General features: G+C 60.6%; 25 protein-coding genes. 6 read left to right on the top strand and 19 right to left on the bottom strand.

The features are described 5' to 3' along the window. Window position 1 precedes the first annotated feature (1 nt). The 3 genes from BLU37_RS10770 (at window position 2) to BLU37_RS10760 (ending at window position 2,680) form a co-directional block, all read left to right on the top strand. A complete protein-coding gene (locus BLU37_RS10770; protein ID WP_090204670.1) occupies window positions 2-1,267 on the top strand; it encodes an ABC transporter permease in 1,266 nt (421 codons plus the stop codon). Window positions 1,268-1,278: 11 nt separating this feature from the next. Continuing rightward, window positions 1,279-1,812, top strand: a complete 534-nt coding sequence (locus tag BLU37_RS10765; RefSeq protein ID WP_090204667.1) for a DUF3299 domain-containing protein — start codon at window positions 1,279-1,281, stop codon at window positions 1,810-1,812. 169 nt (window positions 1,813-1,981) lie between these two features. Next, window positions 1,982-2,680, top strand: a complete 699-nt coding sequence (locus BLU37_RS10760; RefSeq protein ID WP_010443894.1) for an OmpW/AlkL family protein — start codon at window positions 1,982-1,984, stop codon at window positions 2,678-2,680. A gap of 59 nt (window positions 2,681-2,739) precedes the next feature. Here the strand turns inward: BLU37_RS10760 and BLU37_RS10755 are convergent, their stop codons facing one another. From BLU37_RS10755 to BLU37_RS10740, 4 genes are all read right to left on the bottom strand, one after another. Further along, window positions 2,740-3,669 (bottom strand): NAD-dependent epimerase/dehydratase family protein, encoded by a 930-nt coding sequence (locus BLU37_RS10755; protein ID WP_010443895.1) that lies wholly within the window; start codon window positions 3,667-3,669, stop codon window positions 2,740-2,742. Continuing rightward, a complete protein-coding gene (locus BLU37_RS10750) occupies window positions 3,662-4,546 on the bottom strand; it encodes a sugar nucleotide-binding protein (RefSeq protein WP_010443896.1) in 885 nt (294 codons plus the stop codon). The genes BLU37_RS10755 and BLU37_RS10750 overlap by 8 nt, the downstream gene beginning before the upstream one ends. Window positions 4,547-4,698: 152 nt before the next feature. Beyond that, a complete protein-coding gene (locus BLU37_RS10745) occupies window positions 4,699-6,801 on the bottom strand; it encodes a mechanosensitive ion channel family protein (protein WP_090204664.1) in 2,103 nt (700 codons plus the stop codon). A gap of 171 nt (window positions 6,802-6,972) precedes the next feature. Next, window positions 6,973-10,272, bottom strand: a complete 3,300-nt coding sequence (locus BLU37_RS10740; RefSeq protein WP_090204661.1) for an ATP-binding protein — start codon at window positions 10,270-10,272, stop codon at window positions 6,973-6,975. A 285-nt stretch (window positions 10,273-10,557) separates the two neighbouring features. Between BLU37_RS10740 and BLU37_RS10735 the strand changes: the two genes are divergently transcribed. Continuing rightward, on the top strand, window positions 10,558-12,453 hold the full coding sequence (locus BLU37_RS10735) for an MAC/perforin domain-containing protein (protein ID WP_090204658.1): 1,896 nt from the start codon (window positions 10,558-10,560) through the stop codon (window positions 12,451-12,453). 89 nt (window positions 12,454-12,542) lie between these two features. Continuing rightward, the gene (locus tag BLU37_RS10730; RefSeq protein WP_232000493.1) at window positions 12,543-13,379 is read left to right on the top strand and encodes a hypothetical protein; all 837 of its coding nucleotides are present in this window, start codon (window positions 12,543-12,545) and stop codon (window positions 13,377-13,379) included. A 116-nt stretch (window positions 13,380-13,495) separates the two neighbouring features. Here BLU37_RS10730 and BLU37_RS10725 read toward each other — a convergent pair whose 3' ends face one another. Further along, on the bottom strand, window positions 13,496-14,017 hold the full coding sequence (locus BLU37_RS10725; protein ID WP_090204655.1) for a single-stranded DNA-binding protein: 522 nt from the start codon (window positions 14,015-14,017) through the stop codon (window positions 13,496-13,498). Between the two features lie 9 nt (window positions 14,018-14,026). Further along, a complete protein-coding gene (locus tag BLU37_RS10720; RefSeq protein WP_010443907.1) occupies window positions 14,027-15,424 on the bottom strand; it encodes an MFS transporter in 1,398 nt (465 codons plus the stop codon). Window positions 15,425-15,614: 190 nt separating this feature from the next. On the opposite strand from BLU37_RS10720, the gene uvrA reads away from it, so the two are divergent. Beyond that, window positions 15,615-18,449 (top strand): excinuclease ABC subunit UvrA, encoded by a 2,835-nt coding sequence (gene uvrA, locus BLU37_RS10715; protein ID WP_010443908.1) that lies wholly within the window; start codon window positions 15,615-15,617, stop codon window positions 18,447-18,449. A 184-nt stretch (window positions 18,450-18,633) separates the two neighbouring features. Here uvrA and bfr read toward each other — a convergent pair whose 3' ends face one another. The 13 genes from bfr to rplR all read right to left on the bottom strand — a co-directional run bounded on the left by bfr (window position 18,634) and on the right by rplR (window position 26,838). Further along, window positions 18,634-19,098, bottom strand: a complete 465-nt coding sequence (gene bfr, locus BLU37_RS10710) for a bacterioferritin (RefSeq protein WP_010443910.1) — start codon at window positions 19,096-19,098, stop codon at window positions 18,634-18,636. Window positions 19,099-19,254: 156 nt separating this feature from the next. Then, complete coding sequence (locus tag BLU37_RS10705; RefSeq protein WP_090204652.1) at window positions 19,255-20,703, bottom strand: catalase; 1,449 nt, start codon at window positions 20,701-20,703, stop codon at window positions 19,255-19,257. Window positions 20,704-20,894: 191 nt separating this feature from the next. Further along, entirely contained in the window at window positions 20,895-21,281 is a 387-nt protein-coding gene (gene rplQ, locus BLU37_RS10700; protein WP_090204649.1) for a 50S ribosomal protein L17, read from the bottom strand. Between the two features lie 42 nt (window positions 21,282-21,323). Next, on the bottom strand, window positions 21,324-22,325 hold the full coding sequence (locus BLU37_RS10695) for a DNA-directed RNA polymerase subunit alpha (protein ID WP_003186012.1): 1,002 nt from the start codon (window positions 22,323-22,325) through the stop codon (window positions 21,324-21,326). Window positions 22,326-22,347: 22 nt separating this feature from the next. Next, the gene (rpsD, locus tag BLU37_RS10690; RefSeq protein ID WP_010443914.1) at window positions 22,348-22,968 is read right to left on the bottom strand and encodes a 30S ribosomal protein S4; all 621 of its coding nucleotides are present in this window, start codon (window positions 22,966-22,968) and stop codon (window positions 22,348-22,350) included. An 18-nt stretch (window positions 22,969-22,986) separates the two neighbouring features. Continuing rightward, entirely contained in the window at window positions 22,987-23,376 is a 390-nt protein-coding gene (rpsK, locus tag BLU37_RS10685) for a 30S ribosomal protein S11 (RefSeq protein WP_010443915.1), read from the bottom strand. Between the two features lie 30 nt (window positions 23,377-23,406). Beyond that, on the bottom strand, window positions 23,407-23,763 hold the full coding sequence (rpsM, locus tag BLU37_RS10680) for a 30S ribosomal protein S13 (RefSeq protein ID WP_010443916.1): 357 nt from the start codon (window positions 23,761-23,763) through the stop codon (window positions 23,407-23,409). A gap of 129 nt (window positions 23,764-23,892) precedes the next feature. Continuing rightward, a complete protein-coding gene (rpmJ, locus tag BLU37_RS10675; RefSeq protein ID WP_002555468.1) occupies window positions 23,893-24,009 on the bottom strand; it encodes a 50S ribosomal protein L36 in 117 nt (38 codons plus the stop codon). A gap of 28 nt (window positions 24,010-24,037) precedes the next feature. Further along, complete coding sequence (gene secY, locus BLU37_RS10670; protein ID WP_010443917.1) at window positions 24,038-25,366, bottom strand: preprotein translocase subunit SecY; 1,329 nt, start codon at window positions 25,364-25,366, stop codon at window positions 24,038-24,040. After that, on the bottom strand, window positions 25,367-25,801 hold the full coding sequence (rplO, locus tag BLU37_RS10665; protein ID WP_010220318.1) for a 50S ribosomal protein L15: 435 nt from the start codon (window positions 25,799-25,801) through the stop codon (window positions 25,367-25,369). 3 nt (window positions 25,802-25,804) lie between these two features. Continuing rightward, entirely contained in the window at window positions 25,805-25,981 is a 177-nt protein-coding gene (gene rpmD, locus BLU37_RS10660) for a 50S ribosomal protein L30 (RefSeq protein ID WP_003176408.1), read from the bottom strand. Window positions 25,982-25,983: 2 nt separating this feature from the next. Further along, window positions 25,984-26,484 (bottom strand): 30S ribosomal protein S5, encoded by a 501-nt coding sequence (gene rpsE, locus BLU37_RS10655; protein ID WP_010443918.1) that lies wholly within the window; start codon window positions 26,482-26,484, stop codon window positions 25,984-25,986. Window positions 26,485-26,487: 3 nt separating this feature from the next. Then, window positions 26,488-26,838 carry a 50S ribosomal protein L18 gene (rplR, locus tag BLU37_RS10650; RefSeq protein WP_010443919.1) on the bottom strand — a complete coding sequence of 117 codons (351 nt, stop codon included), beginning with the start codon at window positions 26,836-26,838 and terminating at the stop codon, window positions 26,488-26,490. Between the last annotated feature and the right edge of the window lie 5 nt (window positions 26,839-26,843).

The following is a 26,843-nucleotide window of genomic DNA, read 5'->3' as shown; positions in this document are numbered from 1 at the left end:
GATGTATCTGTTACGACTGGCCCTGGCCAGCCTGGCCAACCGCCGTTTCACCGCCCTGCTCACGGCCTTCGCCATTGCCCTGTCGGTCTGTCTGCTGCTGGCGGTGGAGCGGGTGCGCACCGAAGCCCGTGCCAGTTTCGCCAGCACCATCAGCGGCACCGACCTGATCGTCGGCGCCCGCTCCGGTTCGGTGAACCTGCTGCTGTACTCGGTGTTCCGCATCGGCAATGCCACCAACAACATTCGCTGGGACAGCTTCCAGCACTTCGCCAACGACCCACGGGTGAAATGGGCGATCCCGATGTCACTCGGCGACTCCCATCGCGGCTACCGGGTGCTGGGTACCAACGAGTCGTACTTCGAGCACTACCAGTACGGCCACCAGCAAAACCTGGAGCTGGCCAGCGGCCGTGCCTTCGCCAGCGATCCGTTCGAGGTGGTGCTCGGCGCCGAAGTCGCCGAGGCCCTGCATTACAAGCTGGGTGACAAGCTGGTGCTGGCCCACGGCGTGGCGGCGATCAGCCTGGTCAAGCACGACGACAAGCCGTTCACCGTGGTCGGTATCCTCAAGCGCACCGGCACGCCGGTGGACCGCACGCTGCACATCAGCCTCGGCGGCATGGAGGCGATCCACATCGACTGGCACAACGGCGTCCCGGCCCACGGTGCCGGACGAATCAGCGCCGACCAGGCGCGCAACATGGACCTCACGCCGCAGGCAATCACCGCCTTCATGCTCGGCCTCAAGAGCAAGATTTCGACCTTTGCCCTGCAACGGGAGATCAACGAATTCCGTGGCGAACCGATGCTGGCGATCCTTCCCGGTGTGGCCCTGCAGGAACTCTGGAGCCTGATGGGCACGGCGGAAAAGGCCTTGTTCGTGGTCTCGCTGTTCGTGGTGCTGACCGGTCTGATCGGCATGCTCACAGCGATCCTCACCAGCCTCAACGAACGCCGTCGCGAGATGGCGATCTTGCGCTCGGTCGGCGCGCGGCCTTGGCATATCGCCAACCTGCTGGTGCTGGAAGCCTTCACCCTGGCGCTGACCGGCGTGATGGCCGGGCTTGGCCTGTTGTATCTGGGCATCGCCCTGGCGCAGGGCTACGTGCAGTCCAACTACGGTCTTTATCTGCCGCTGTCCTGGCCGAGCGAATATGAATGGACGCTGCTCGGCGGTATCCTCGTCGCCGCCCTGTTGATGGGCAGCGTGCCGGCCTGGCGCGCCTATCGACAGTCCCTGGCCGACGGCCTGTCCATTCGTTTATGAGTCTGCGTGCGATGAAGAAAGCCCTATTGTCCCACGTCCTGCTGGCGCTGCTGTTGCTGATGGCGCAGCCCTCCTGGGCCAAGGACACCATCCGTGAGCTGGTCTGGCAGGAGATGATCCCGCCGGACGCACCGCCGGAAGTCCCCGACATGCGTCCGCTGCACGACCTGTCGCAACTGGGCAACATGGACCCCGAGGCCGCTCCGGCGGCCAGGCAATCGTTGCCCAACGCACCGGTGGTCAAGGCCCTCGATGGCCAGCATGTGCGTCTGCCCGGCTACATCGTGCCGTTGGAAGTGAGCGAGGAAGGCCGGACTACCGAGTTCCTGCTGGTACCGTATTTCGGCGCCTGCATCCACGTACCGCCACCGCCGTCGAACCAGATCGTGCATGTGACCAGCGAGCTGGGAGTCAAGCTCGATGAGCTGTATCAGCCGTACTGGATCGAGGGCACGTTGCAGGTCAAGCCGAGCAGCAGTGAACTGGCGGATGCCGGGTACAGCATGGAGGCACAGAAGATCTACGTGTATGAACTGCCAGACTGAGGGAGTGTTCGGCAGGGGGTAGCCCCTTCGCGGATAAATCCACGGAGGGCACACAAAAAATCCTCAAGGCCGCCTACATTGGCCTTTCATTGAGCTGAGTCAAGGACCCGATCAGTCCGCTGCTTACCATTGGCACCAGTGAACTCGAAACATCCTCTGGAGCCCTCCCATGCACAAGTCCCTGCTCAGCGCCTCCCTCGTCGCGCTCGCCTTTGCCGCACCACTTGCCCACGCTCACGACGCCGGTGACATCATCGTTCGCGCCGGTGCGATCACGGTCAATCCAAAAGCCGACAGCTCCAGCGTCAAGGTCGATCGCGGCCCACTGGCCGGCGCCGACCTGGGCGGCAAGGCCACCATGAGCAGCGACACCCAACTGGGTCTGAACTTCGCCTACATGGTCACCGACCACCTCGGTATCGAGCTGCTGGCGGCGTCGCCCTTCGAGCATGATGTGAAGCTCAAGAACACCGCGCTGGGCGCCGCCAACGGCAAGCTCGGTACCCTCAAGCACCTGCCGCCGACACTGAGCCTGGTGTACTACCCACTCGACGCCAAGTCGGCCTTCCAGCCTTACCTGGGCGCGGGTATCAACTACACCTGGATCTACGACGAACACGTGGGCAGCGAAGCGAGTGCCGCCGGCTTCGACAACTTCCGTGCGAAGAATTCCTGGGGCGTGGCCTGGCAGGTCGGTGCCGACTACATGCTGACCGATAAACTGATGCTCAACGCCCAGATCCGCTACATCGATATCGACACCACCGCCTACGTCGACAACAACGCCGTGGCCGGCGGCACCCGGGCCAAGGTCAATGTCGATGTGGACCCGATGGTCTACATGGTCGGCCTGGGCTACAAGTTCTGACCCAGTCCCACGAAAAAAGGCGCCTCCCGAGGCGCCTTTTTCATGTGTGCCACTTGGCCTCAGCGGCCTAGCAAGCGAGCCAGTCCCACGCTCATCGGCGTCGGTTCGGGGAAGGAAAACCGCTCCAGCAGACGCTGGTTGTTCGCTCGCGAATGACGGATATCGCCAGAGCGGGCCGCCGCATAATTCACGGGCGGCAGGGGGCCGACCACTTCGGACAGCGCCTGCAGCATCTGCTTGAGAGTGGTCGAACGGTTCAGGCCAACGTTGATCGCACCCTCCTCAGCGCGTGGCGCTTCGAGCGCCTGCACCAGCACATCCACCAGATCGCCCACATAGATGAAATCCCGGGTCTGCTCGCCATCACCGAACACGGTAATCGGCAAGCCCTTCTCGGCGCGCTCACTGAAGATGCTGATGACCCCGGAGTATGGCGAGGACGGATCCTGGCGGGGTCCGAAGACATTGAAGAAACGGAAGATCACCGGTTCCAGGCCATGCTGGCGACGGTAGAAATCGAAATAGTATTCACTGGCCAGCTTGTCCGACGCGTAAGGCGTCAGCGGTGCCTTGGGCGTGTCCTCGACGATCGACTCACCTTCGCCATTGTTGCCGTACACGGCGGCACTGGAGGCGAACAGCACCCGTTTGACCCCGGCCTGACGCATGGCTTCGCAGACGTTCAGGGTGCCGATGAAGTTGCTCTGGTGGGTGCGCACCGGATCGTCCACCGAGGCCTGCACCGAAGCGACTGCCGCCAGGTGCACCACCGCCTGGCAGCCGATCATGCTCTGGGCGACGAGCGTGGCATCGGCCACATCGCCTTCGATCAGTTCGACCCGTGGATCGTCCAGCGCCAGGTTGCTGCGTTTGCCGGTAGACAGGTCGTCCAGCACACGAACCGAATAACCCTTGGCCAGCAACAGCTCGACCAGGTTGGAACCGATAAAGCCGGCGCCACCGGTGATCAGAATGGGGGCATCAGCCATGACGATAGAACCTGTCCAGTAAAGCCGGCAGCCCGGCGCGCCAGGCGCGGGGCTTGATGCCGAAGGTGTGAAGGATTTTCTTGCAGGCCAGCACCGCATGTTGGGGCTCTTCGGCGGCATCCGGACGGGCCGCGTGGGCCTGCGCGGTCGGCGCCTCGACCGCCAGCGAACGGTAGCTGCGAGCCTCGCCGAGAACTGCCTGGCCCAGTGCCAGAGGCGTGGTCGCCTCATGGCCGGCGTAGTGATAGGTGCCCCACAGCGGCGCCGCGCAATCGAGTTGCTTGAGCACCGAGATGATCACGCGCGCGGCGTCGTCCACCGGCGTCGGATTACCGCGGCGGTCGTCAGCCAGCAACAGTTCCTCGGGCCGCTCGGCACGCGCCAGGAAGCGCCCCAGCGAACCGTCGACGCTGTCATCGAGCAGCCATCCGAAACGCAACAGCACGTGCTGCGGACAAGTCGCCCGCACGCTCTGCTCGATGCGCCACAAGGCCTGGCCACGCAGGCCAAGAGGCACCGGCTCGTCCTTTTCGCTATAGGCAGTCGCCCGCGAGCCATCGAAGACCCGGTAGCTGGACGGCTGGACGAGGATGATATTGTGATGTTGGCACAGTTCGGCCAGACGCTCGACCGCATGCTCCTGGCCGGCCAGGCGCGTTTCGCTGACCGCCTCGGCCTGGAACCAGTCGAAATAGTAGGCGAGGTTGATCAACGCACCTGGACGGGTATCGTCAAGCAGTTGCGTCAGGCTCGCGGCGTCCCAGCCGTCCTGCGGCGGGCGGGGGGCGAGGAAACTGATGTCTTCCTCCGCACCCAGGCGAATCAGCGCCTGCCCGAGGGCATTCCCGCCGCCCAATAACATAAGGCGCATTCGCATAGAGTCAGCTGGCCCAGAATCAGTTCAGAACGATGATGGAGTACGGAAAACCAGGGTTTTCCCCATTGGCAATAACCGTAATCGTTGCATTTTGCGGGTTTTGGATGCAACCGTCACGGAGAAAGTGCCAGCCCTGGTTCGCACAGGTCGGTTCATGGGGTCTGCATCCGCTCCCCGGGCAACACGACCGAACGCTGCTCAGCCTCTTTCTGTCCCTCCTCCACCACCGGAGTCCGATTCGGCAACAGCACCTGCTGTGGATAAGTCTGCGCGAAGTGCACCCACGGGCTCTGGTCCACCAGCTTCTTCAGGCGCTCATTGAACGCCCGACTCACGGCATACTGCCCGCCGGACACCGTGCGGAACTGCGCCGTCAGCACCACGCCGTTGAGGTCCATCCGATCCACACCGAACACCTCCAGCGGCCCTTGCAGGTTGAACTTGAGAAAACTGTCTTCGCTGATCATCTGCCCAGCTTCGCGAATCAGCGCGGTGGCCTTGTCGACATCGGTGTCATAGGTGAACTGCACCGAGAAGAACGCAAAGGCAAACTGCCGCGACTGGTTGGTGACCGCCTTGATCTGACCAAACGGTACCGAATGCACGAAGCCCTTGCCGTCACGCAAACGCAGGGTGCGAATGGTCAGCCCTTCCACGGTGCCGGCGTGGCCGGAGTCGAGGACCACCCAGTCGCCGATGGACAGGGTGTCTTCGATGATGATGAACAGGCCGGTGATCACATCCTGTACCAGTTGCTGTGAGCCGAAACCGATCGCCAGCCCGACCACCCCGGCACCCGCCAGCAGCGGTGCGACATTGATGCCCAGGTTGGCCATGGTGGTGATGGTGCAGATCACCACCAGGATGATCTTCACCGCATTGCGCAGCAGCGGCAGGATGGTTTTCACCCGCATACTCGGCTGGCGCGCGGAACGTGGGTTGATCGGTGGTTTCAGGGCTTCCTGGATCGCCGTGTCGAGCACCACCCAGAGCAGCCAGGTGGCCAGCAGGATCAGGCCGATACGGCTGAGGGCATCGCTGATGGCCCGGCCTACGGTGTTCTGGACGGCGAACTCGTAGAGCGACAGACCCCAGATCCGCCCCAGCAGCTCAATGAAGGCCACCGCCAGGACGATCCGCAACAATGCATGCAACAGGCTCAGCAGGCGCTCCTTGTACACGCTGCTGCGCAGTATCGCGTCGGCACTGCGGGCTTTGAACAGGTGCTGGATGACCGTGCTGAGAAACACCGTGCCGATCAGCAGCACGGTGGTCAGCAAGGCACAGCGCAGGGCTTTCTGGCTGTCTTCACCGGCACCGATCAGATTGATCGCCGATACCAGCACCATCAACAGGATCGGCCAGTACCACAGGCCGGAAAAAATCCGTAGCGACTCCTGCAAGGCCGGCTGACGCAGGCGCTGGGAGAGCGAGCGATTGCGGATCAGGTGGGCCACAGGCCGACGCAGGCGCAACACCAGCACGCCGAACAGGATCGAGGCGAACAGCCCGGTGAACACAGCGACACTGCTGGTGATATTGCCGCCCAATTGCCGGGCGATCTGCGCACTGGTGAGCGCATCGCTGAGGGCCGCCAGGAAGCCGATCAGGAACAGCGGGCGCGGGCTGTATTCACGGATAATCCGCACCGCCCGACGCTTGTGACCGAGATCGAACAGTACGCTCAGGCACAGCAGCAGCCCGGTGGAAAAAATCCCACTGCTGGTCGCATAGGCCAGGCACAGGGCCAGGGCGCGCCCCACCGAGACCGGCAGCAGGTGGCTGGCATAAAGGGTCAGCGGCAGGCTGACCAGGGCCGGCAGCATGTAGGGCAGGACGTAGCCCAACAGTGAACGACCACGTTCTCGATGCAGTAGAAACCGTTGCCGCCCGAGCCGGCGGACGGCAAATCGACCCAGCAGACTCAGCCCGGCGAAGCTGCCGAGCCAGACCAGCGATAACAGCAGGAAATCGGCGGCCACGCTCCACGGCGAGCGCTCGACGGTCTGGTCGACCAGCCGGTCCATCTCGTCGGCGGCGCGGTCGGCGCGCAGGCGCCAGGCATCGAGCAGGTTGTCGTTGAGGTCGAGCTTGTCCTGTACCCCTTCGATACTCGAACTCAGGGCACCGAGCAGACCGCCCTGCACCAACGGTTGGGGCGGTGCCTGGGACGCGTCGGCGGCAGCGGCGCCAACACCACAACTGACGGATAACAGGAAGATCGACAATACGATAGCCAGCTTGACTCTGGGCACGGGCGTAATACCTCTTCGGCGGTCTCTGTAAGGAACTGAGTCCCGCGATGCCAGCAAAGTTCGGTGGTTTTTACACAAAGGCCATCGGCAGGCGGGGTGCAATCCAGCCACACAGCGCATGGGCCGCGTGGGTTCGAAATGCTGGAGGTGCCGGATGCAGCGGTTTGGCAGTCAGGCCGAAGCGTCCAGGTGACTGGACAACAGAGGCATGGTCGCCACGAACCCGAGCGGTTCGCCATCGCGGCGGATTGCCCGCAATGCTTGGGCACTGGCCGGGTCAGCCGTTCGCAACCATTGTTCTGCCGCGCCGATCAGACGCACATGGTGGCGGACCCAGGCACAGGATGCGGACTCCGGGAGCAGCGTCATCTGTTGCCCATGCGCGATCGCCGACTCGAAGTCTCCCGCCAGCAGGCAGACCTCTGCCGCGCTCACCCGAAAACGCAAGGTATTGTGTGCCAGGCACGCCTGGCCCAGCAGCACCTCGCCGCGCTGTAATGCCTGGTGCTTGAGCGTCTTATCATCGAGCAGCAGCGCCAGGCTGCCATAGATCCATGGCCCGATGTAACGCTGCAGGTCGAAACGCTCGACCCGCTCCACCGCCGCCATGATCAGTGTTTGGGCATGCTCGCGCTCACCCCGGCTCAGAGCGGCCCGCGCCAGCCCTTCCAACAGGATCGCCTCAAAACGGTTGGCTCCCAGACTGCTCGCCAGTTCAAGGGCCTCGGACAATTCCTGCTGTGCCGTCCCCCCCTCACCCGAGGCCAACAGCACCCAGGCCGCGGTCAACCGGGAAAACACCTCGGCGCGATGATTGCCGATCCGGCGGCTGCTGACGACAGCCTGCATGGCGTCCTGCAAGGCCTGTTCGGGCTGACCGAGGTAAAACCAAGCGGAACCGCGGGCACTGCGATTGGCCGCCTCCACCTGCACCAGCTCATGGCGTTCGCACAGGCGAACGCACTGATCGAATACTTCGCAGGCAGTCTGCATGCTGCCCTGGGCGTAGTAGGAATCGCCGATACCGCTGAGGGCCTTGGCCTGGGTTTCGAGATGACTGCCGATCCGGGCGAAAGACAGCGACTCCTCGTGCAGGCGCCGACACTCGGCATAGTCGCCACGCGGGAAGTAGATATTGCCGCGCAAGTGATACAGCCGGGCGAGCGCGGTATGGGCGCGCAGGTCGTGGGCAAGGGGCAGTGTCTGTTCGATCAGGTGCTCCTCTTCTTCCAGGCAGTCGAGGGTGTTCAACACCACCGCCAAGCCCAGCGCCGCCTCGATACGTTCTTCGCCCTGGGCCGCCAGCATCAGTGCCTGCTGGAAATGCTCGCGTGCCTGCACCGTCCGCCCCAGCCCCGAACAGGCTTGGGCACACGCGTGGGCCAGGTCGAAGCTGGCCTCGGCGCGCGCGCCCAGGCTCGCCGCCTGCTGGCCGAGGGCGAGGACGCTGTCGTACTGGCAGTTCTGCAGTTTTTCCGCCATGGCGACTAGCAGAGCATCAAATGCCTGCGGCGCATTCGCCCGCAACAGATGCTGCGCACACAGTGCCGGGTCGCGCGTGCGGTAGAGCGACGCCACCTCACGGTGCAGTTGTTCGCGCAGGGCCTGCGGCATTGCATCGTAAAGGCAATGCATGACCAGGTCGTGGACGAACAGGTAGCTGCCCGGCTCGACTTCCCGCAACAGGCTCTGACGCCACTGCGCCTCGGGCACGTAGTCAGGCTGACCGAGCGCCTCGCGCCAGAGCGCCAGCTCAAAACGATTGCCGAACACTGCGGCGTAATGCAGTGCCCGGCGCTGTGGCGCGGTGAAACGCTCAACCCGCGTCTGCACCAGATGCCGCAGGCTGTCGGGGACAATCCCCTCCTGGCTGGACAACAATTGCGTGAGGTACAGCGGATTGCCCTGGGCACGGACCACGCAGTCGGCACGGTAGGCCGGATCGACCTCGCTGAACTGCTCAGCCAGCAGCGTCGCCTCGCGTGCCCGGATCGGGGCGAGGTCGAGCAGGCTCATGGGGCTGGCACAGCGTGGGCGCAGCTCGCTTTCCAGCGGATCACCCTCGGGACGGGAGGTCAGCAGCCAGACGATCGGCGCTTCGCTGCTGGCATCGAGCAACCGGCCGAGCATCGCGAAGAGCCCGCTGTCGCCCCAGTGCAGGTCTTCCATGATGACCAACAACGGCTGCTGTACCGCAACCCGCAGCAACAGTTGCAACAATGCGCTGAACAAGCCTTGCGTGCGGGCCTCGCCACTCATCGCCGCGTACAGCGCCTGCTGCGCCTTGAACGCGCGATCGGCGCCCTGCACGCCCGTCAGCATCTGCAGGAATATCAGCGAGGGCTCCGTCATTTTCAGGCGGCTCGCCGCAGCCTCCAGCGCCTGTGCCGACACCGGCGTCGAGGTGCCCAAGCCCAGCAGGCTGAGCGCCAATTGGCCGAAAGGCCAGAGGCCATGGTCCATGCCGAAATCCAGCACATCGCCACGGTGGCAGGCGAACCCGCCCTGCCGGGCCATCTCGAAGAATTCGCTGACCAGACGGCTCTTGCCGATACCCGCCATGCCCCGCAGATACACCACGTGGCCGTCCTGACACTCCTCGGTGGCCTCGATCACGCCCTTGAACTGCAGCAGCTCTATCGCCCGGCCCACCAGCGGCCGTGGGGTGTTTTCATCGAGGCTGAGCACTCGCAGGCACTTTTGATAGCTGGGCAGCACCGGGTCGGCTGCGGCGAACTCGAAGCGCTGCGACAGTGGCTCGATCAGGTTTTGAGCGACATAAACCGGAGCATGGCCGTGCAGGCTGGGAAACGCGTGATGGGCCAGGGCAGAGACCTCAAGCGGCATCGCCTCGCCCTCGCGCACCAGCCGCAACACGACCCCATCTCCCGACCGGACATACTGTTCACGACTCAATGCCAGGGCACACAGCAGACCCCGCTCGCTGTCGCTGCGATAGGCCCGGGGTGAGCCGAACCGAGCAATGACCAGACCTTGGGCATTTTCGACGCTGACACCACCAAACTGCTGGATCAGACGCTCGATGCCTTCGACCAGGGAAGCGCAGAACGCCCCCTCATCCATCACGAAGCACAACTCCAGCACGTAACGCGTCACCCCATACTCAGGGACTGGGAACACGCGTTCGTGCAGTTCGGCGAGAGTCGCCTCGACTTCGGCCAGCGCCTCGGTGACCAACTGCCCAAGCAGCGTACTGACATCGACGCCGAAGGCCGTCGCCAGGTGGCGAGCCGTACGATAAAGCACCGGTTTACCGGTTTCAGCGCGCTTGATGGAAGCGATGGACACGCAAAGCTGGCGGTTCAGGCAGGCTTCGGCGAGGGTTTCCTGGCTCAGGCCGTGCTGTTTGCGCAGCGCTTTGAGCAAACCACTGTCGAGCAGGACCCGGCCATCGGAAAGCGTCGGTTCGGCGCGGAGCACGGCGGAAAGCGGAAGATCTCTGGTATCCATGTCGATAGCCCTGGCCGCCCCGTCACTCTGGGCTGACATACCAATGAAGGCGCCAGGAGATACGCGAAGAGGCAATGCCAAGTTGCTATCATCCGGCTGTCGCAGGAGTTTACCCCAGCGCCGCCACCGCGTTAACCCGCAGCCGAGACTGTTTGGTCAACTAACTGATACCAAACTGATACCGTACTGAGACCGCTCTGAACTGTCTCGACTGCTCCCTTCTCCCGATACTGGCGCCAACTCGGTTGAGCGAGATTGACTCAATCTGGACGAAGGGAGCCCGCAATGAACAACGAATTGACGGCTATCGGTGGCTCACAGTTGTTGGGGCTCGGCCTGAACAAACTGGATTGGGCCAGCGAAAGTCGGAAGTGCCAGAAGGTCGGCGACACCGAGATCGGCAAGCATCCGATTACGTGCCAAGGCCGCTCCTACAACATGGGCCAACACGTCACGCTTGACCTGGTGACCAGGGAAGACTCTCTCATCGAGAGTTTTTCCTCCCCTGAGGAATACGAACAGCACACCCTGTCAAACCTCGAGACCAAAGGTAGCTACGGCGCCTTCTCGGCCGGCTTCAAGGCCACCTTCGGCAGCGATATCTCGCAACTCCAGGACCACGAAGTCGCCCTCTACAGCCACACGGTGCGCCTGTGGAAACTGAGCCTGGCGGTCACCCCCGACAACGCCACCGAGGTGTTCAAAAGCCGGGTGAATGAACTGCCCGAGGCATTCGATCCGACAAACGCCAAGACATTCTTCGATTTCTTCGTCGATTTCGGCGCCGATATCGTCAAGGAAGTGGTGGTCGGCGGCTCGCTGAACTACGCCATGACCGCCGCCAAGAGCTACCTGAGCGCCAAGGCCAGCCTCAAGGCAATGGTCGAGGCTGAGTATGAGGCGTTTGTCAGCGCCACGGCCTCGACCTCGGTCACCGAAAGGGTCAAGCGCCATATCGCCAACCGCCAAAGCCGACTGACCACCTGGGGTGGCACCCACGCCATCAACTTCAGCTCGACCACCCCACAGAACTACCAGCCGGAATTTGCCCTGTGGCGCCAATCCCTGCCCGATAGCCCAGAGGTGGTGGAGTTGAAACTCACTCCGGTGTATGGCTTCGTCCAGGAAGGACCGGCCCGTACTGCGCTGGAAGCTGCCTATCAGTGGTACACCGGCTATAAGGCCGAGATCGATGCAACCTGGGCCAGTTCGGTGATGGTGCTGGGTCGTGACAGTCGCCGCAGCTCGTTCAATGCCGCCGTCAACGGCCCGGCACTGCGCACGGTATTCATCGACAACAAGAGCAAGCAGACCAACGAAAGCTACCATTACCCCCCGGCCGGCGATGCTACGCCCAAAGCTTTCGAGCAGTTCTGGGATGCCATGGCGCTGTTGCTGAACGCCAAGTCCGAGCACAAATTGTTGCTGACCACCGAGCGCTGGCCACGCGACAAGCGTTACTGTCCGAACATTACTATGCGTGAAGCGCTGCTGAACCACGGCGCCAGCGACAACAGCCTGACCCGTTGGGATAGCCTGACCAGGAACATGCAACCCAATCCCGAATCCGGCCTGACCTACGCATTAGCCGGCAATAACCTGGAAGGTACCGGTGTGGATGGCGTGATCGCAGGTTTCGGCCAGCCGGGACAGAATCTCAAGCCTCGCGTGAAAATCAGCGCGCGACTGTGCCATGACTCCTTCGGCCGGGTGAAAATGGTCCAGACCGCCAAGGTACTGGAAGACACCCAAACCATTCTCTATCTGATACGCAACAACACCGGCGACAACCCGGCACTGACCGCCGACCCGCAAAACAAGAGTCGGCTTGCCCTGCAGAAACCGGATGCACGCTATTCAGGACAACTCTGGTACATGCCGGAGCTGGAGCCCCACCCGGACCTCAACCATCCGACCCTGCTGATCAACTACGAAACCGGTACTCTCCTGCAAGGCATGCAGGACCTTAGTGACAGCCGGCTGCATCCCATAAAGCCAGGTCCCCTGGAGGCCGATGTGATCTGGGACCGGCGTGGCGATGACATCTTTCATCTGCTGATGGCCCAGCAGCACAAGACCGGCCTGTGCCTGACCCAGGTCGAAAAACGCGCCACCGTGCGTCGCTGGCGCGAGCCCCATGGCATGGACTGGTTCCGGGTACAGCAGCAGCCGCAACGTTAAGCAGCAAACGGACTGATCTGGCGCTGTCGCCGGATCGGTCCTTTAATCAACCGGCCTCTTCCTAGCCACTGACCTGGATGGTCCTTGTCATGATGCAGTTCTTCAACAGCATTTCCTTTATCGAAGATGGCGCCCAGCAGCCGCTCGATACCCACAAGTTCCCGTTCCTGTACAACGACCAGGGCCTGGCCGTTCCCTGCAGCGAACCGCGGGGCAAGTTGATCGAGCTGGCCCCCACCAGACCGGAGCTGTCGCTCGGCAAAAGGTACGAAGGCATCAGCGAGAAGAAGCGCCAGGTACAGACTGCCTGCAGTTCCTATCAAATCACCGAGTTCGACTTCCATGCGAAGGAGGTCTACTACCAGCCGCTGTGGGCCACGGAAGAAACGGCCCAGGCTTTCGGCATGACCCTGCTCAGGAGTGGCGAATGCATCCGCTTCGAATACGAGCAATTGATGATTGCGCAATACACCTACGGCAAGTGGGCGGGTCATCAATCGCCCTATCTCGGGCCGGCGCGCCAGCGCGAGTTGCTCAATTACAACCCGACCGACCTTGAGTACCACAACTTCGCCCACGTGTTTCTGGCCCGCTATACCCGACTGCCGTTGGTCATTAGCGTGGCTCGCTGGCGCCCCTACGTGAACCAGATCGAGCTGGCCGACCTCTGGGTCAAACCGGGCGATGCGTTGGTGTTGCCGCCCAAGACATGCCCCATCGACCCGAAAGACCCGGCCAAAAGGTACCTGACCGTCGTCGACATGCATGGCAACCGCAACTCGGCGCTGGCCTGCTGGTTCCAGGGTGAAGAGGATTGCCTGCTGACCGAAACCATCCTCGCCACCCCAGAATTCATGGAGTCCAAGACGGGCCGTCCGCACTACCACGAAGAGAAGACGCCGACGCGGCATGAGTCGTTGTTGTAGGTATCGCCAATACCCTCAACCTTCAAGCGATCAGTGTTTTTGTCGCAGGCAATAAAAAAGCGAAGCCCGGTCAGTGGCTTCGCTTTTCAGGTTCTCAGCGCTGGGAAAGCAGCGACTTAGAACGGGATATCGTCATCAAAGCTGTCGAAATCCGGAGCCGGCTGCGGTGCGGCCTGCTGTGGTGCCGGACGCGATTGTTGCGGTGCCGACTGCTGTGGACGTTGAGCTTGTTGGCGAGGCGCTTGCTGGCGCGGCGCGGACTGATCGTAGCCGCCCTGTTGGTCGCCCTGTTGTGGACGGCCACCCAGCAACTGCATGGTGCCCTGCATGTCGACGACGATTTCGGTGGTGTAGCGCTTGATACCGTCCTTTTCCCACTCGCGAGTCTGCAGCTTGCCCTCGATGTAGACCTGCGAACCCTTGCGCAGGTATTCGCCGGCGATCTCGGCAACCTTGCCGAACATCGAGACACGGTGCCATTCGGTCTTTTCGACTTTCTGGCCGGTCTGCTTGTCGGTCCACTGCTCGCTGGTGGCCAGACTCAGGTTGGTCACGGCGTTGCCATTAGGCAGGTAGCGAACTTCGGGATCCTGGCCGCAAGTGCCGACCAATATGACTTTGTTAACCCCACGGGCCATAACGTTCTCCTAGGCTTCGCACGCTTGCGAGGCTGGCTCATTGACCAGACGCTCAAGGGTGGTGCGATCCAACAATTCGGTGTCCAGTTTGATGTAGATGGCGGCCTCTTCGGCGACGACGACTGCATCGGTTACCCCTACGACGGCCTTCAGGCGCTCGACCAGGCCCGCTTCGCGGATCGCCTCAGGCGATAACGGCAAGCGCAGGCTCGTCACATAGGGAGGTTCACGCATGGTAACAGCAAAGGCCAGCCAGAGGGCAGCCAGTGCCGCGCATCCGAGGAATACCGCCGACAGACCGCCATGCTGAAACATCCAGCCACCCAGAATACCGCCGAGGGCCGAGCCGAGGAACTGACTGGTGGAATACACCCCCATCGCCGTGCCCTTGCCACCAGCCGGTGAAACCTTGCTGATCAGCGACGGCAGCGACGCCTCCAGCAGATTGAAGGCGGTGAAGAACACCACCGTACCGATCACCAGAGGCCGCAAACCATCACCGAACTTCCAGAAGAATAGCTCAGTGAGCATCAGCGTCGTCACCGCGCCGAGTAAAACTCGTTTCATTTTGCGTTTTTTCTCGCCATAGATGATGAACGGGATCATGGCGAAGAAAGAAATCAGCAAGGCGGTCAGGTACACCCACCAGTGTTGTTCCTTGGGCAGATGGGCCTTTTCCACGAAGGCCAGCGGCAAGGCGACGAAGCTCGACATCAGCATCGCGTGCAACACAAAGATGCCCAGGTCCAGGCGCAGCAGGTCCGGGTGCTTGAGCGTCGGCAGCAACGCCTGGCGCGCGACCCCGGACTCGCGGTGCTGCAATGGACTGGTGGCCCTGGGCACCATCAGGGCGATGATCAGGATGCCGATGAGCGCCATGCCACCGGTCGCCAGGAACAACCCGGACAGGCCGAAGGCACGGGTCAGCAGCGGCCCGACCACCATCGCCACTGCGAACGACAGACCGATGGTCATGCCGATCATCGCCATGGCCTTGGTACGGTGCTGCTCACGGGTCAGGTCCGAGAGCAGTGCCATGACCGCTGCGGAAATCGCCCCGGCGCCCTGCAGGACCCGTCCGGCAATGACGCCCCAGATCGAATCGGCGTTGGCCGCCAGCAGGCTGCCGAGGGCAAAGACGATCAGGCCGAGGTAGATCACCGGACGGCGGCCGATACGGTCGGAGATGATCCCGAACGGAATCTGGAACAGCGCCTGGGTCAGGCCGTAGGCACCAATGGCCAGGCCGATCAGAGCCGGTGTCGCGCCGGCCAGATCCATCCCGTAGGTCGCCAGGACCGGCAACACCATGAACATGCCAAGCATACGGAACGCGAACACCAGGGCCAGGCCGCTTGCCGCGCGGGTCTCGCCGCCACTCATGCGTTCGCTGTGGGGATCGTGCATGGATAAACCTCGTGTGAACCGGCGGCGATTCTATCAGTCCCATCGTTTGAGCGGGTATAGGGTGACGCTTTGTCACTCACTCGTTCAGCATCCTGTCATGCAAGGCTGTAACGTCGTGTCGCGATAGTGTGCATCCATCCAGTATTTAGTTTTATACTCCTGCCTTTACCGCCCGCCGTGCGAGGCCACTTTGGACAAGATCCTGATTCGTGGGGCTCGAACCCACAACCTGAAGAACATCGACCTGACCCTGCCTCGGGACAAGCTGATCGTCATCACCGGCCTGTCCGGGTCCGGCAAGTCTTCCCTGGCGTTCGACACGCTGTATGCCGAAGGCCAGCGCCGCTACGTCGAATCGCTGTCGGCCTATGCCCGGCAGTTCCTGTCGATGATGGAAAAACCCGACGTCGACACCATCGAAGGCCTGTCGCCGGCGATTTCCATCGAACAGAAGTCGACCTCGCACAACCCGCGCTCGACGGTCGGCACCATTACCGAAATCTACGACTACCTGCGCCTGCTGTACGCCCGAGTGGGGACGCCGCGCTGCCCGGATCACGATATCCCGCTGGAGGCGCAGACCGTCAGCCAGATGGTCGATCTGGTACTGGCCCAACCCGAAGGCGCCAAGCTGATGCTGCTGGCGCCGGTGATCCGTGAGCGCAAGGGCGAGCATCTGTCGGTGTTCGAAGAGTTGCGGGCCCAGGGCTTCGTCCGCGCGCGGGTCAATGGCAAGCTGTACGAGTTGGACGAAGTCCCCAAGCTCGATAAGCAGAAGAAGCACTCGATCGATGTCGTGGTCGACCGTTTCAAGGTCCGCGCCGACCTGCAACAGCGCCTGGCGGAATCCTTCGAGACCGCGCTGAAACTGGCCGATGGCATTGCCCTGGTCGCGCCAATGGACGACGAGCCGGGCGAGGAGATGATTTTCTCTGCGCGCTTCGCCTGCCCGATCTGCGGCCACGCCATCAGCGAGCTGGAACCCAAGCTGTTCTCCTTCAACAACCCGGCCGGTGCCTGCCCGACCTGTGATGGCCTGGGCGTGAAGCAGTTCTTCGACATCAAGCGCCTGGTCAATGGCGACCTGACCCTGGCCGAAGGGGCGATACGCGGTTGGGACCGGCGCAACGTCTATTACTTCCAGATGCTCGGCTCGCTGGCCGCGCACTACGGCTTCAGCCTGGAAGTGCCGTTCAACACCCTGCCGGCGGATCAGCAGAAGGTCATTCTCAGCGGCAGCGGCAACCAGAACGTCGACTTCAAGTACCTCAACGACCGTGGCGACATCGTCAAACGTTCGCACCCCTTCGAAGGCATCGTGCCGAACCTGGAGCGCCGCTACCGCGAGACCGAGTCGGCCACCGTGCGCGAGGAACTGGCCAAGTTTCTCAGCACCCAGCCGTGTCCGGATTGTCGTGGCACACGCCTGCGTCGTGAGGCGCGACATGTGTGGGTGGGTGAGAAGACTCTGCCGGCGGTCACCAACCTGCCGATTGGCGATGCCACCGACTATTTCTCGGGGTTGAAGCTGACCGGGCGCCGTGGCGAGATCGCCGACAAGATCCTCAAGGAGATCTGCGAACGCCTGCAGTTCCTGGTCAACGTAGGCCTCGACTATCTGACCCTGGATCGCAGCGCCGATACCCTGTCCGGCGGCGAAGCCCAGCGCATCCGCCTGGCCAGCCAGATCGGCGCCGGGCTGGTCGGAGTGATGTACATTCTCGACGAGCCGTCCATCGGCCTGCACCAGCGCGACAACGATCGCCTGCTCGGTACCCTCAAGCATCTGCGGGACATCGGCAACACGGTGATCGTCGTCGAGCACGACGAGGACGCAATCCGCCTGGCCGACTATGTGGTGGATATCGGCCCCGGCGCCGGCGTGCATGGTGGCAACATCGTTGCCCAGGGCACGGCGGCCGAGGTCATGGCCCACCCGGACTCGCTGACCGGCAAATACCTCTCGGGACGCGTGAAGATCGAGGTGCCAGCCAAACGCACCCCACGCAACAAGAAGCTGTCGCTAACGCTCAAGGGTGCGCGCGGCAACAACCTGCGCAATGTCGACCTGGAGATTCCGATCGGACTGCTGACCTGCGTGACCGGCGTATCCGGCTCGGGCAAGTCGACCCTGATCAACAACACCCTGTTCCCCTTGAGCGCCACCGCGCTCAACGGCGCGACCACCCTGGAAGCGGCGGCCCACGACAGCATCAACGGCCTGCAGCATCTGGACAAGGTGGTGGATATCGACCAGAGCCCGATCGGTCGGACCCCACGCTCGAACCCGGCGACCTACACCGGCCTGTTCACGCCCATCCGTGAGTTGTTCTCCGGCGTGCCCGAATCGCGCTCACGCGGCTACGGCCCGGGGCGCTTCTCGTTCAACGTCAAGGGCGGTCGCTGTGAAGCCTGCCAGGGCGATGGCCTGATCAAGGTGGAGATGCACTTCCTGCCGGATATCTATGTGCCGTGCGACGTGTGCAAGAGCAAGCGCTACAACCGCGAGACCCTGGAGATCAAGTACAAGGGCAAGAACATCCACGAAGTGCTGGAAATGACTATCGAGGAGGCGCGGGAGTTCTTCGATGCGGTGCCGGCACTGGCGCGCAAGCTACAGACGCTGATGGATGTGGGGCTGTCCTATATCAAGCTGGGACAGTCGGCAACCACCCTGTCCGGCGGCGAGGCACAGCGGGTCAAACTGTCTCGCGAGCTGTCAAAGCGCGACACCGGCAAAACCCTGTACATCCTCGACGAACCGACCACCGGCCTGCACTTCGCGGATATCCAGCAGTTACTCGACGTGCTGCACCGCCTGCGGGACCACGGCAACACCGTGGTGGTGATCGAGCACAACCTGGATGTCATCAAGACCGCCGACTGGCTGGTCGACCTGGGCCCTGAAGGCGGCTCCAAGGGTGGCCAGATCATCGCGGTGGGTACGCCGGAGCAGGTGGCGGAAATGCCACAGTCGCATACCGGGCATTACCTGAAACCCCTGTTGATTCGCGACCGGGCGTAAGCGGCAGGAATGAAAAAGCCCCGGTCATCGTGTGATGACCGGGGCTTTTTTGTGCGGCTGAAATGGCCTTCGTTGGCAAGCCTAGCGCCTACAGGATCGCGTCGCGCTCCGATGAGGGGTACGCCGTTGCCCTTGTAAGAGCCTGGCTTGCCAGCGAACCGGTGCATAGCACCGGCCACTTACCTCAGAACTGCGACTGCAGGTAATTCTCCAGCCCAACGGACTTGATCAGACCCAACTGCTTCTCCAGCCAGTAGGTGTGATCTTCCTCGGTATCGGCCAGTTGCTGACGCAGGATATCGCGGGAGACGTAGTCCTTGTGCTGCTCGCAGAGTTCGATGCCCTTGCACAGCGCAGCGCGCACCTTGTACTCCAGGCGCAGGTCGGCGGCGAACATGTCCGGCACGGTAGCGCCGACATCAAGGTCGTCCGGGCGCATGCGCGGGGTGCCTTCGAGCATCAGGATCCGACGGATCAGCGCATCGGCGTGCTGCGCCTCTTCCTCACTCTCGTGGTTGATGCGCTCGTAGAGCTTGCTCAAGCCCCAGTCCTCATACATCCGAGAATGGATCAGATATTGGTCACGGGCTGCCAATTCACCGGTCAGCAACGTGTTGAGGTAATCGATTACGTCCGGGTGACCTTGCATCGCCCTACATCTCCCTGCTTGAAAGTCTGTATTTTGAACCAAGCTGACCGGAAGGTCACGGTCAAAACAGCAAAAAAGTGAGAAATAGCAGAGAAAAATCACCGATCTGAAGCGAAAAACCGCCCAAATGAGGGCGGTTCTGCTTCTCGTTTAGACTTACTTCAGCACTACTCCCAGCACCTTCGCGATGCCTTCGCCGTAAGCCGGGTCGGCTTTGACGAAATACTGCAGTTGGCGCTGCACCACATCATCGGAAACACCTGTCATCGCGCCGGCGATGTTGTTGATCAACAGTGCCTTCTGCTCGTCGTTCATCAGGCGGAACAGCGCACCTGCATGGCTGAAATAGTCGCTATCTTCGCGGTGATCGTAGCGATCCGCCGCGCCACTGAGAGCCAGGGCCGGCTCAGCGTAGCGAGGAGCCTGTTTCGGCGCATCGGCGTAGCTGTTCGGCTCGTAGTTCGGCGCCGCACCACCGTTGCTGCCAAAAGCCATGGCGCCGTCGCGCTGGTAGCTGTTGACCGCACTGCGTGGCGCGTTCACTGGCAGTTGCTGGTGGTTGGTGCCGACACGGTAGCGGTGGGCATCAGCGTAGGCGAATACACGACCTTGCAGCATGCGGTCTGGGGACAGACCGACACCTGGCACCATGTTGCTCGGACCAAAGGCCGCCTGCTCGACTTCAGCGAAGTAGTTCAGCGGATTACGATTGAGCTCCAGCTCGCCCACCTCGATCAGCGGGAACTCTTTCTGCGACCAGGTTTTGGTTACGTCGAACGGGTTCTCGTAGTGCGCAGCAGCCTGGGCCTCGGTCATGATCTGGATGCACACGCTCCATTTCGGGAAATCGCCGCGCTCGATGGCATTAAACAGGTCACGCTGGGCGTAATCCGGGTCAGTGCCTGCCAGGCGTGCCGCTTCGGCCGGCGCCAGGTTCTTGATGCCTTGCTTGGTCTTGTAGTGCCACTTGACCCAATGACGCTCGCCCTTGGCATTGATCAGGCTGTAGGTGTGACTGCCAAAGCCATGCATGTGGCGATAGCCGTCCGGAATCCCACGGTCAGAGAACAGGATGGTGATCTGGTGCAGCGCCTCAGGCGAGTGCGACCAGAAGTCCCACATCATTTGCGCACTTTTCAGGTTGCTTTGCGGCAGACGTTTCTGGGTGTGGATAAAGTCCGGAAACTTCAACGGGTCACGGATGAAGAACACCGGAGTGTTGTTGCCAACGATGTCCCAATTGCCTTCCTCGGTGTAGAACTTGAGGGCAAAACCCCGTGGGTCCCGCTCGGTGTCTGCCGAACCGCGTTCACCACCCACAGTGGAGAAACGCAGGAAGGTCTCGGTCTTTTTGCCCACCGAATCGAACAGTTTGGCGCTGGTGTACTGGGTAATGTCCCGGGTGACGGTGAAAGTTCCGTAGGCGCCCGACCCCTTGGCATGTACGCGCCGCTCAGGGATGTTTTCACGGTTGAAGTGGGCAAGCTTCTCGATCAGGTGAAAGTCGTCGAGCAGCAGCGGGCCACGCGGGCCAGCGGAACGGGAATTCTGGTTATCTGCGACAGGAGCGCCGCTGGCGGTCGTCAGCGTTTTGTTCTGGCTCATATTCATCCTTCCTCTCAGGGTCTCGGTGCTGCCGGCTAATCGGCTGAGAAGGAGTATTAACCAGGAAGGTGACAGGCACAAATTCATTACGCGTTGCGGAGCGATAGTTAACAACTATTAACAGTTGTCACTTTAATAGCAGGCACAAAAAACCGGGCACTAGGCCCGGTTCCTTGTTTCAGACTGACGTCTTACTCGGCAGATACAGCTTCGCCAGCAGTAGCACGATCAACCAACTCGACGTACGCCATAGGAGCGTTGTCGCCAGCGCGGAAACCGCACTTCAGGATGCGCAGGTAGCCACCCTGACGGGTAGCGTAACGCTTGCCCAGGTCGTTGAAGAGCTTACCAACCATAGCTTTCGAACGAGTACGGTCGAAAGCCAGACGGCGGTTAGCAACGCTGTCTACTTTGGCCAGGGTGATCAGCGGCTCGGCAACGCGGCGCAGTTCCTTGGCTTTTGGCAGAGTCGTTTTGATCAGCTCGTGCTCGAACAGCGACACTGCCATGTTTTGAAACATGGCCTTGCGGTGCGAGCTGGTGCGGCTCAGGTGACGACCACTTTTACGATGACGCATGGTTCATTCCTTACCAAACACTACGTTCGGTGATTACGACGATCAGGCAGTCGCCTTGTCGTCCTTCTTAAGACTTGCAGGCGGCCAGTTATCGAGGCGCATGCCGAGGGACAGACCGCGGGAGGCCAGAACATCCTTGATTTCAGTCAGGGACTTCTTGCCCAGGTTCGGAGTCTTCAACAGCTCTACTTCGGTACGCTGAATCAGGTCGCCGATGTAGTAGATGTTTTCCGCCTTAAGGCAGTTAGCCGAACGTACAGTCAGTTCCAGATCGTCAACCGGGCGAAGCAGGATCGGATCGATCTCGTCTTCCTGCTCGACAACCACTGGCTCACTGTCACCCTTGAGGTCGACGAACGCAGCCAACTGCTGTTGCAGGATGGTTGCAGCACGACGGATAGCCTCTTCAGGATCCAGAGTACCGTTGGTTTCCAGATCAATAACCAGTTTGTCCAGGTTGGTACGCTGTTCGACACGGGCGTTTTCCACCACGTAAGCGATACGGCGAACCGGGCTGAACGAAGAGTCGAGCTGCAAGCGACCGATGCTGCGGCTTTCGTCTTCATCGCTCTGACGCGAGTCGGCTGGTTCATAGCCACGACCACGAGCTACAGTGAGCTTCATGTTCAAGGCGCCATTCGACGCCAGGTTGGCGATTACGTGATCGGGATTGACGATCTCGACATCATGATCCAGCTGAATATCGGCAGCGGTAACCACCCCCGAACCCTTCTTCGACAAGGTCAGCGTAACTTCGTCACGGCCGTGCAGCTTGATAGCCAGACCTTTAAGGTTCAACAGGATTTCAATGACATCTTCCTGTACACCTTCGATGGCGCTGTACTCGTGGAGCACACCGTCAATCTCGGCCTCGACTACTGCACAGCCTGGCATTGAGGACAACAGGATGCGGCGCAGCGCGTTGCCCAGGGTGTGGCCAAAACCACGCTCGAGAGGCTCGAGAGTGATTTTAGCGCGGGTTGGACTGACAACCTGCACGTCGATATGACGGGGTGTCAGGAACTCATTTACCGAAATCTGCATGGATGCACCTATTTTCTAGCCCTTACTTGGAGTAGAGCTCGACAATCAGGCTTTCGTTGATGTCGGCGGAGAGGTCACTGCGAGCAGGAACGTTCTTGAAAACGCCCGACTTCTTCTCAGCGTCCACTTCTACCCATTCTACGCGGCCACGCTGGGCACACAGTTCGAGAGCCTGGACAATGCGCAGTTGATTCTTTGCTTTCTCACGAATAGCAACCACGTCACCAGCACGAACCTGGTAGGACGGGACGTTTACGGTTTTGCCGTTAACGCTGATCGACTTGTGCGATACCAGTTGACGGGATTCGGCACGAGTAGAACCAAAGCCCATACGGTATACAACGTTGTCCAGACGGCATTCGAGCAGTTGCAGCAGGTTTTCACCGGTTGCACCTTTCTTGCCAGCAGCTTGCTTATAGTAGCCGCTGAACTGACGCTCAAGAACGCCATAGATACGACGAACCTTCTGCTTTTCACGCAGTTGGGTGCCGTAGTCGGACTGGCGACCGCGGCGTTGGCCGTGGATACCAGGTGCTGCTTCGATGTTGCACTTGGATTCGATAGCGCGCACGCCGCTCTTCAGGAAGAGATCGGTGCCTTCGCGACGAGCCAGTTTGCATTTTGGACCAATGTAACGAGCCATTCTTTACAATCTCCTGGATTACACGCGGCGCTTCTTCGGCGGACGGCACCCGTTGTGCGGGATAGGCGTCACGTCGGTGATGCTGGCGATCTTATAGCCACAGCTGTTCAATGCACGGACAGCGGACTCACGACCTGGACCTGGACCCTTGACGTTGACGTCGAGGTTTTTCAGGCCGTATTCCAGCGCAGCTTGACCAGCACGTTCAGCAGCTACCTGAGCAGCGAACGGAGTGGACTTACGCGAACCGCGGAAACCCGAACCACCGGAGGTTGCCCAGGAAAGAGCGTTACCTTGACGGTCGGTGATGGTCACGATGGTGTTGTTGAAAGACGCGTGGATGTGGGCGATGCCATCAACCACTGTCTTTTTGATTTTCTTACGAGGACGAGCAGCAGGTTTTGCCATGACTAAATTCCTGTCGATGCGCTGGTGCGATTACTTGCGGATCGGCTTACGCGGACCTTTGCGAGTACGCGCGTTGGTCTTGGTACGCTGACCGCGTACTGGAAGACCTTTACGATGACGCAGACCGCGGTAGCAGCCCAGGTCCATCAAGCGCTTGATTTTCATGTTGATTTCGCGACGCAGGTCACCTTCAGTGGTGAACTTCGCCACTTCGCCACGCAGCTGTTCAATCTGCTCGTCGCTCAGATCCTTGATCTTTGCGGCTGGGTTGACCCCAGTCACCGCACAAATTTTCTGTGCAGTAGTGCGACCAACACCATAGATGTAGGTCAGCGAGATAACAGTGTGCTTGTTATCTGGAATGTTAACGCCTGCAATACGGGCCATTCAGTGGGACTCCAATTGACAGCTACCTACGCCCCGGAAGCCAAGAAATAGGGCGCGAGATAATATCGCTGTAATAACAAATAATCAACCCAGCAGCGCACTAGCTGCTGGGCTTCAAGCAGATCACACTCAGCCTTGGCGCTGTTTGTGACGCGGTTCCGCGCTGCAAATTACTCGAACCACACCTTCGCGGCGAATAATCTTGCAGTTACGGCACAGCTTTTTCACCGATGCACGAACTTTCATCACCAACTCCTCGAACCTTATGGGTGCTTCAGCGCAGCATGCCGCTGCCGTAGCCCTTCAGGTTGGCTTTCTTCATCAGGGATTCGTACTGGTGCGAAACGAGGTGAGATTGCACTTGAGACATGAAGTCCATCACAACCACGACCACGATCAGCAACGAGGTCCCGCCAAGGTAGAACGGAACGTTTGCTGCAACCACCAGGAACTGGGGCAACAGGCACACGGCCGTCATATATAGAGCACCGAACATGGTCAAACGGGTCAGAACGCCATCAATGTAGCGTGCCGACTGCTCGCCTGGACGGATACCCGGAATAAAGGCACCGGACTTCTTCAGGTTTTCCGCTACGTCTTTCGGATTGAACATCAACGCCGTATAGAAGAAGCAGAAGAAAATAATCCCTGCACTAAACAGCAGAATATTCAACGGCTGACCAGGAGCGATCGACTGCGAGATGTCCTGCAACCAGCCCATACCTTCAGACTGACCGAACCAGGCACCCAACGAAGCCGGAAACAGCAAGATGCTGCTCGCGAAGATAGCTGGAATCACACCGGCCATATTCACTTTCAGCGGCAAGTGGCTGGTCTGCGCAGCGAAGACCTTACGGCCCTGCTGACGCTTGGCGTAATGAACAGCAATACGACGCTGACCACGCTCAATGAACACCACAAAACCGATAATCGCTACTGCCAGCAAACCGATGGCAACCAGGGCGAAGATATTGATATCACCCTGACGCGCAGACTCGAAAGACTGCCCGATCGCTCTCGGAAGACCGGCGACGATACCCGAAAAAATCAGCATCGAGATACCGTTGCCAACACCGCGCTCTGTAATCTGCTCACCCAGCCACATCATGAACATTGCGCCGGCCACGAACGTGGACACCGCAACGAAATGGAAGCCGAAATCAGCAGAAAAAGCTACGCCCTGACCAGCCAGACCAATGGACATGCCAATGGCTTGAACAAGTGCCAGGACGACGGTGCCATAGCGGGTGTATTGACTGATCTTGCGACGACCAGCCTCACCTTCCTTCTTCAACTGCTCCAGCTGCGGGCTGATAGCGGTCATCAGCTGCATGATGATCGATGCCGAAATGTACGGCATGATCCCCAGTGCAAAGATACTCATCCGCTCCAGCGCGCCGCCGGAAAACATGTTGAACAAGCTAAGAATGGTCCCCTCATTCTGTCGAAACAGGTCCGCCAGCCGGTCCGGGTTGATGCCTGGAACTGGGATGTGCGCGCCTATCCGATAGACGATAATCGCCAGGAACAGGAAACGCAGTCGAGCCCAGAGCTCGGACAACCCGCCTTTGCTGAGCGCTGAGAGAGCACCTTGCTTAGCCATTTATTCCTCGAACTTGCCGCCAGCTGCTTCGATAGCCGCACGCGCACCTTTGGTGGCGGCGATGCCCTTGATAGTTACAGCGCGAGTCACTTCGCCCGACAGCATGATTTTCACACGCTGTACGTTCTGGTTGATCACGTTGGCATCTTTCAGGGACTGCACGGTTACGACATCGCCTTCCACCTTGGCCAGCTCGGACAGACGCACTTCTGCGCGATCCATGGCTTTCAGGGAAACGAAACCGAACTTCGGCAGGCGACGATGCAGCGGCTGTTGACCGCCTTCAAAGCCTGGAGCAATGGTGCCACCGGAACGGGAGGTCTGACCTTTGTGACCACGGCCACCAGTCTTACCCAAACCACTACCGATACCACGGCCCGGACGATGCTTTTCGCGACGGGAACCCGGCGCTGGACTCAGATCATTGAGTTTCATCGATTAACCCTCGACACGCAGCATGTAGTAAGCCTTGTTGATCATCCCGCGATTCTCGGGAGTATCCTGGACTTCTACAGTGTGACCGATGCGACGCAGACCCAGACCCTTAACGCACAGTTTGTGGTTAGGGATGCGGCCGGTCATGCTTTTGATCAGCGTTACTTTTACGGTTGCCATGATCACAGGATCTCCGCTGCAGTTTTGCCGCGCTTGGCAGCAATGGACTCAGGGGATTGCATGGCTTTCAGACCCTTGAAAGTGGCGTGAACCACGTTTACCGGGTTGGTCGAGCCGTAGCACTTGGCCAGAACGTTCTGAACGCCAGCAACTTCGAGGACAGCACGCATGGCGCCGCCAGCGATGATACCGGTACCTTCAGATGCAGGCTGCATGTAAACCTTCGAAGCGCCGTGGGCGGACTTCATGGCGTACTGCAGAGTGGTGCCGTTCAGGTCCACCTGGATCATGTTGCGGCGAGCAGCTTCCATAGCCTTCTGGATCGCAGCAGGCACTTCACGCGACTTGCCACGGCCGAAGCCTACACGGCCCTTACCATCACCCACCACGGTCAACGCGGTGAAAGTGAAGATACGGCCGCCTTTAACGGTTTTGGCTACGCGGTTAACTTGAACCAGCTTCTCGATGTAGCCTTCGTCGCGCTTTTGGTCGTTATTTGACATAACTTAGAACTCCAGCCCAGCTTCACGAGCAGCATCAGCCAGCGCCTTGACGCGGCCGTGGTACTTGAAGCCAGAGCGGTCGAAAGCCACCTGCGAGACGCCTGCGGCTTTAGCACGCGAAGCGACCAGCTGGCCAACCTTAGTGGCCGCGTCGATGTTGCCAGTGGCACCATCACGCAGTTCTTTATCCAAAGTCGAGGCGCTGGCCAAGACCTTGTTGCCGTCGGCCGAAATGACCTGGGCGTAGATGTGCTGCGAAGAGCGGAACACGCAGAGACGCACGACTTCGAGTTCGTGCATTTTCAGGCGTGCTTTGCGAGCGCGACGCAGTCGAGTAACTTTTTTGTCGGTCATTTGCT

The sequence above is a fragment of the Pseudomonas asplenii genome, from assembly GCF_900105475.1.
Taxonomy (GTDB): Bacteria; Pseudomonadota; Gammaproteobacteria; order Pseudomonadales; family Pseudomonadaceae; genus Aquipseudomonas; species Aquipseudomonas asplenii.
Note: the sequence above shows the minus strand (reverse complement) of the source record. Positions and strands in the feature narration are given on the sequence as shown.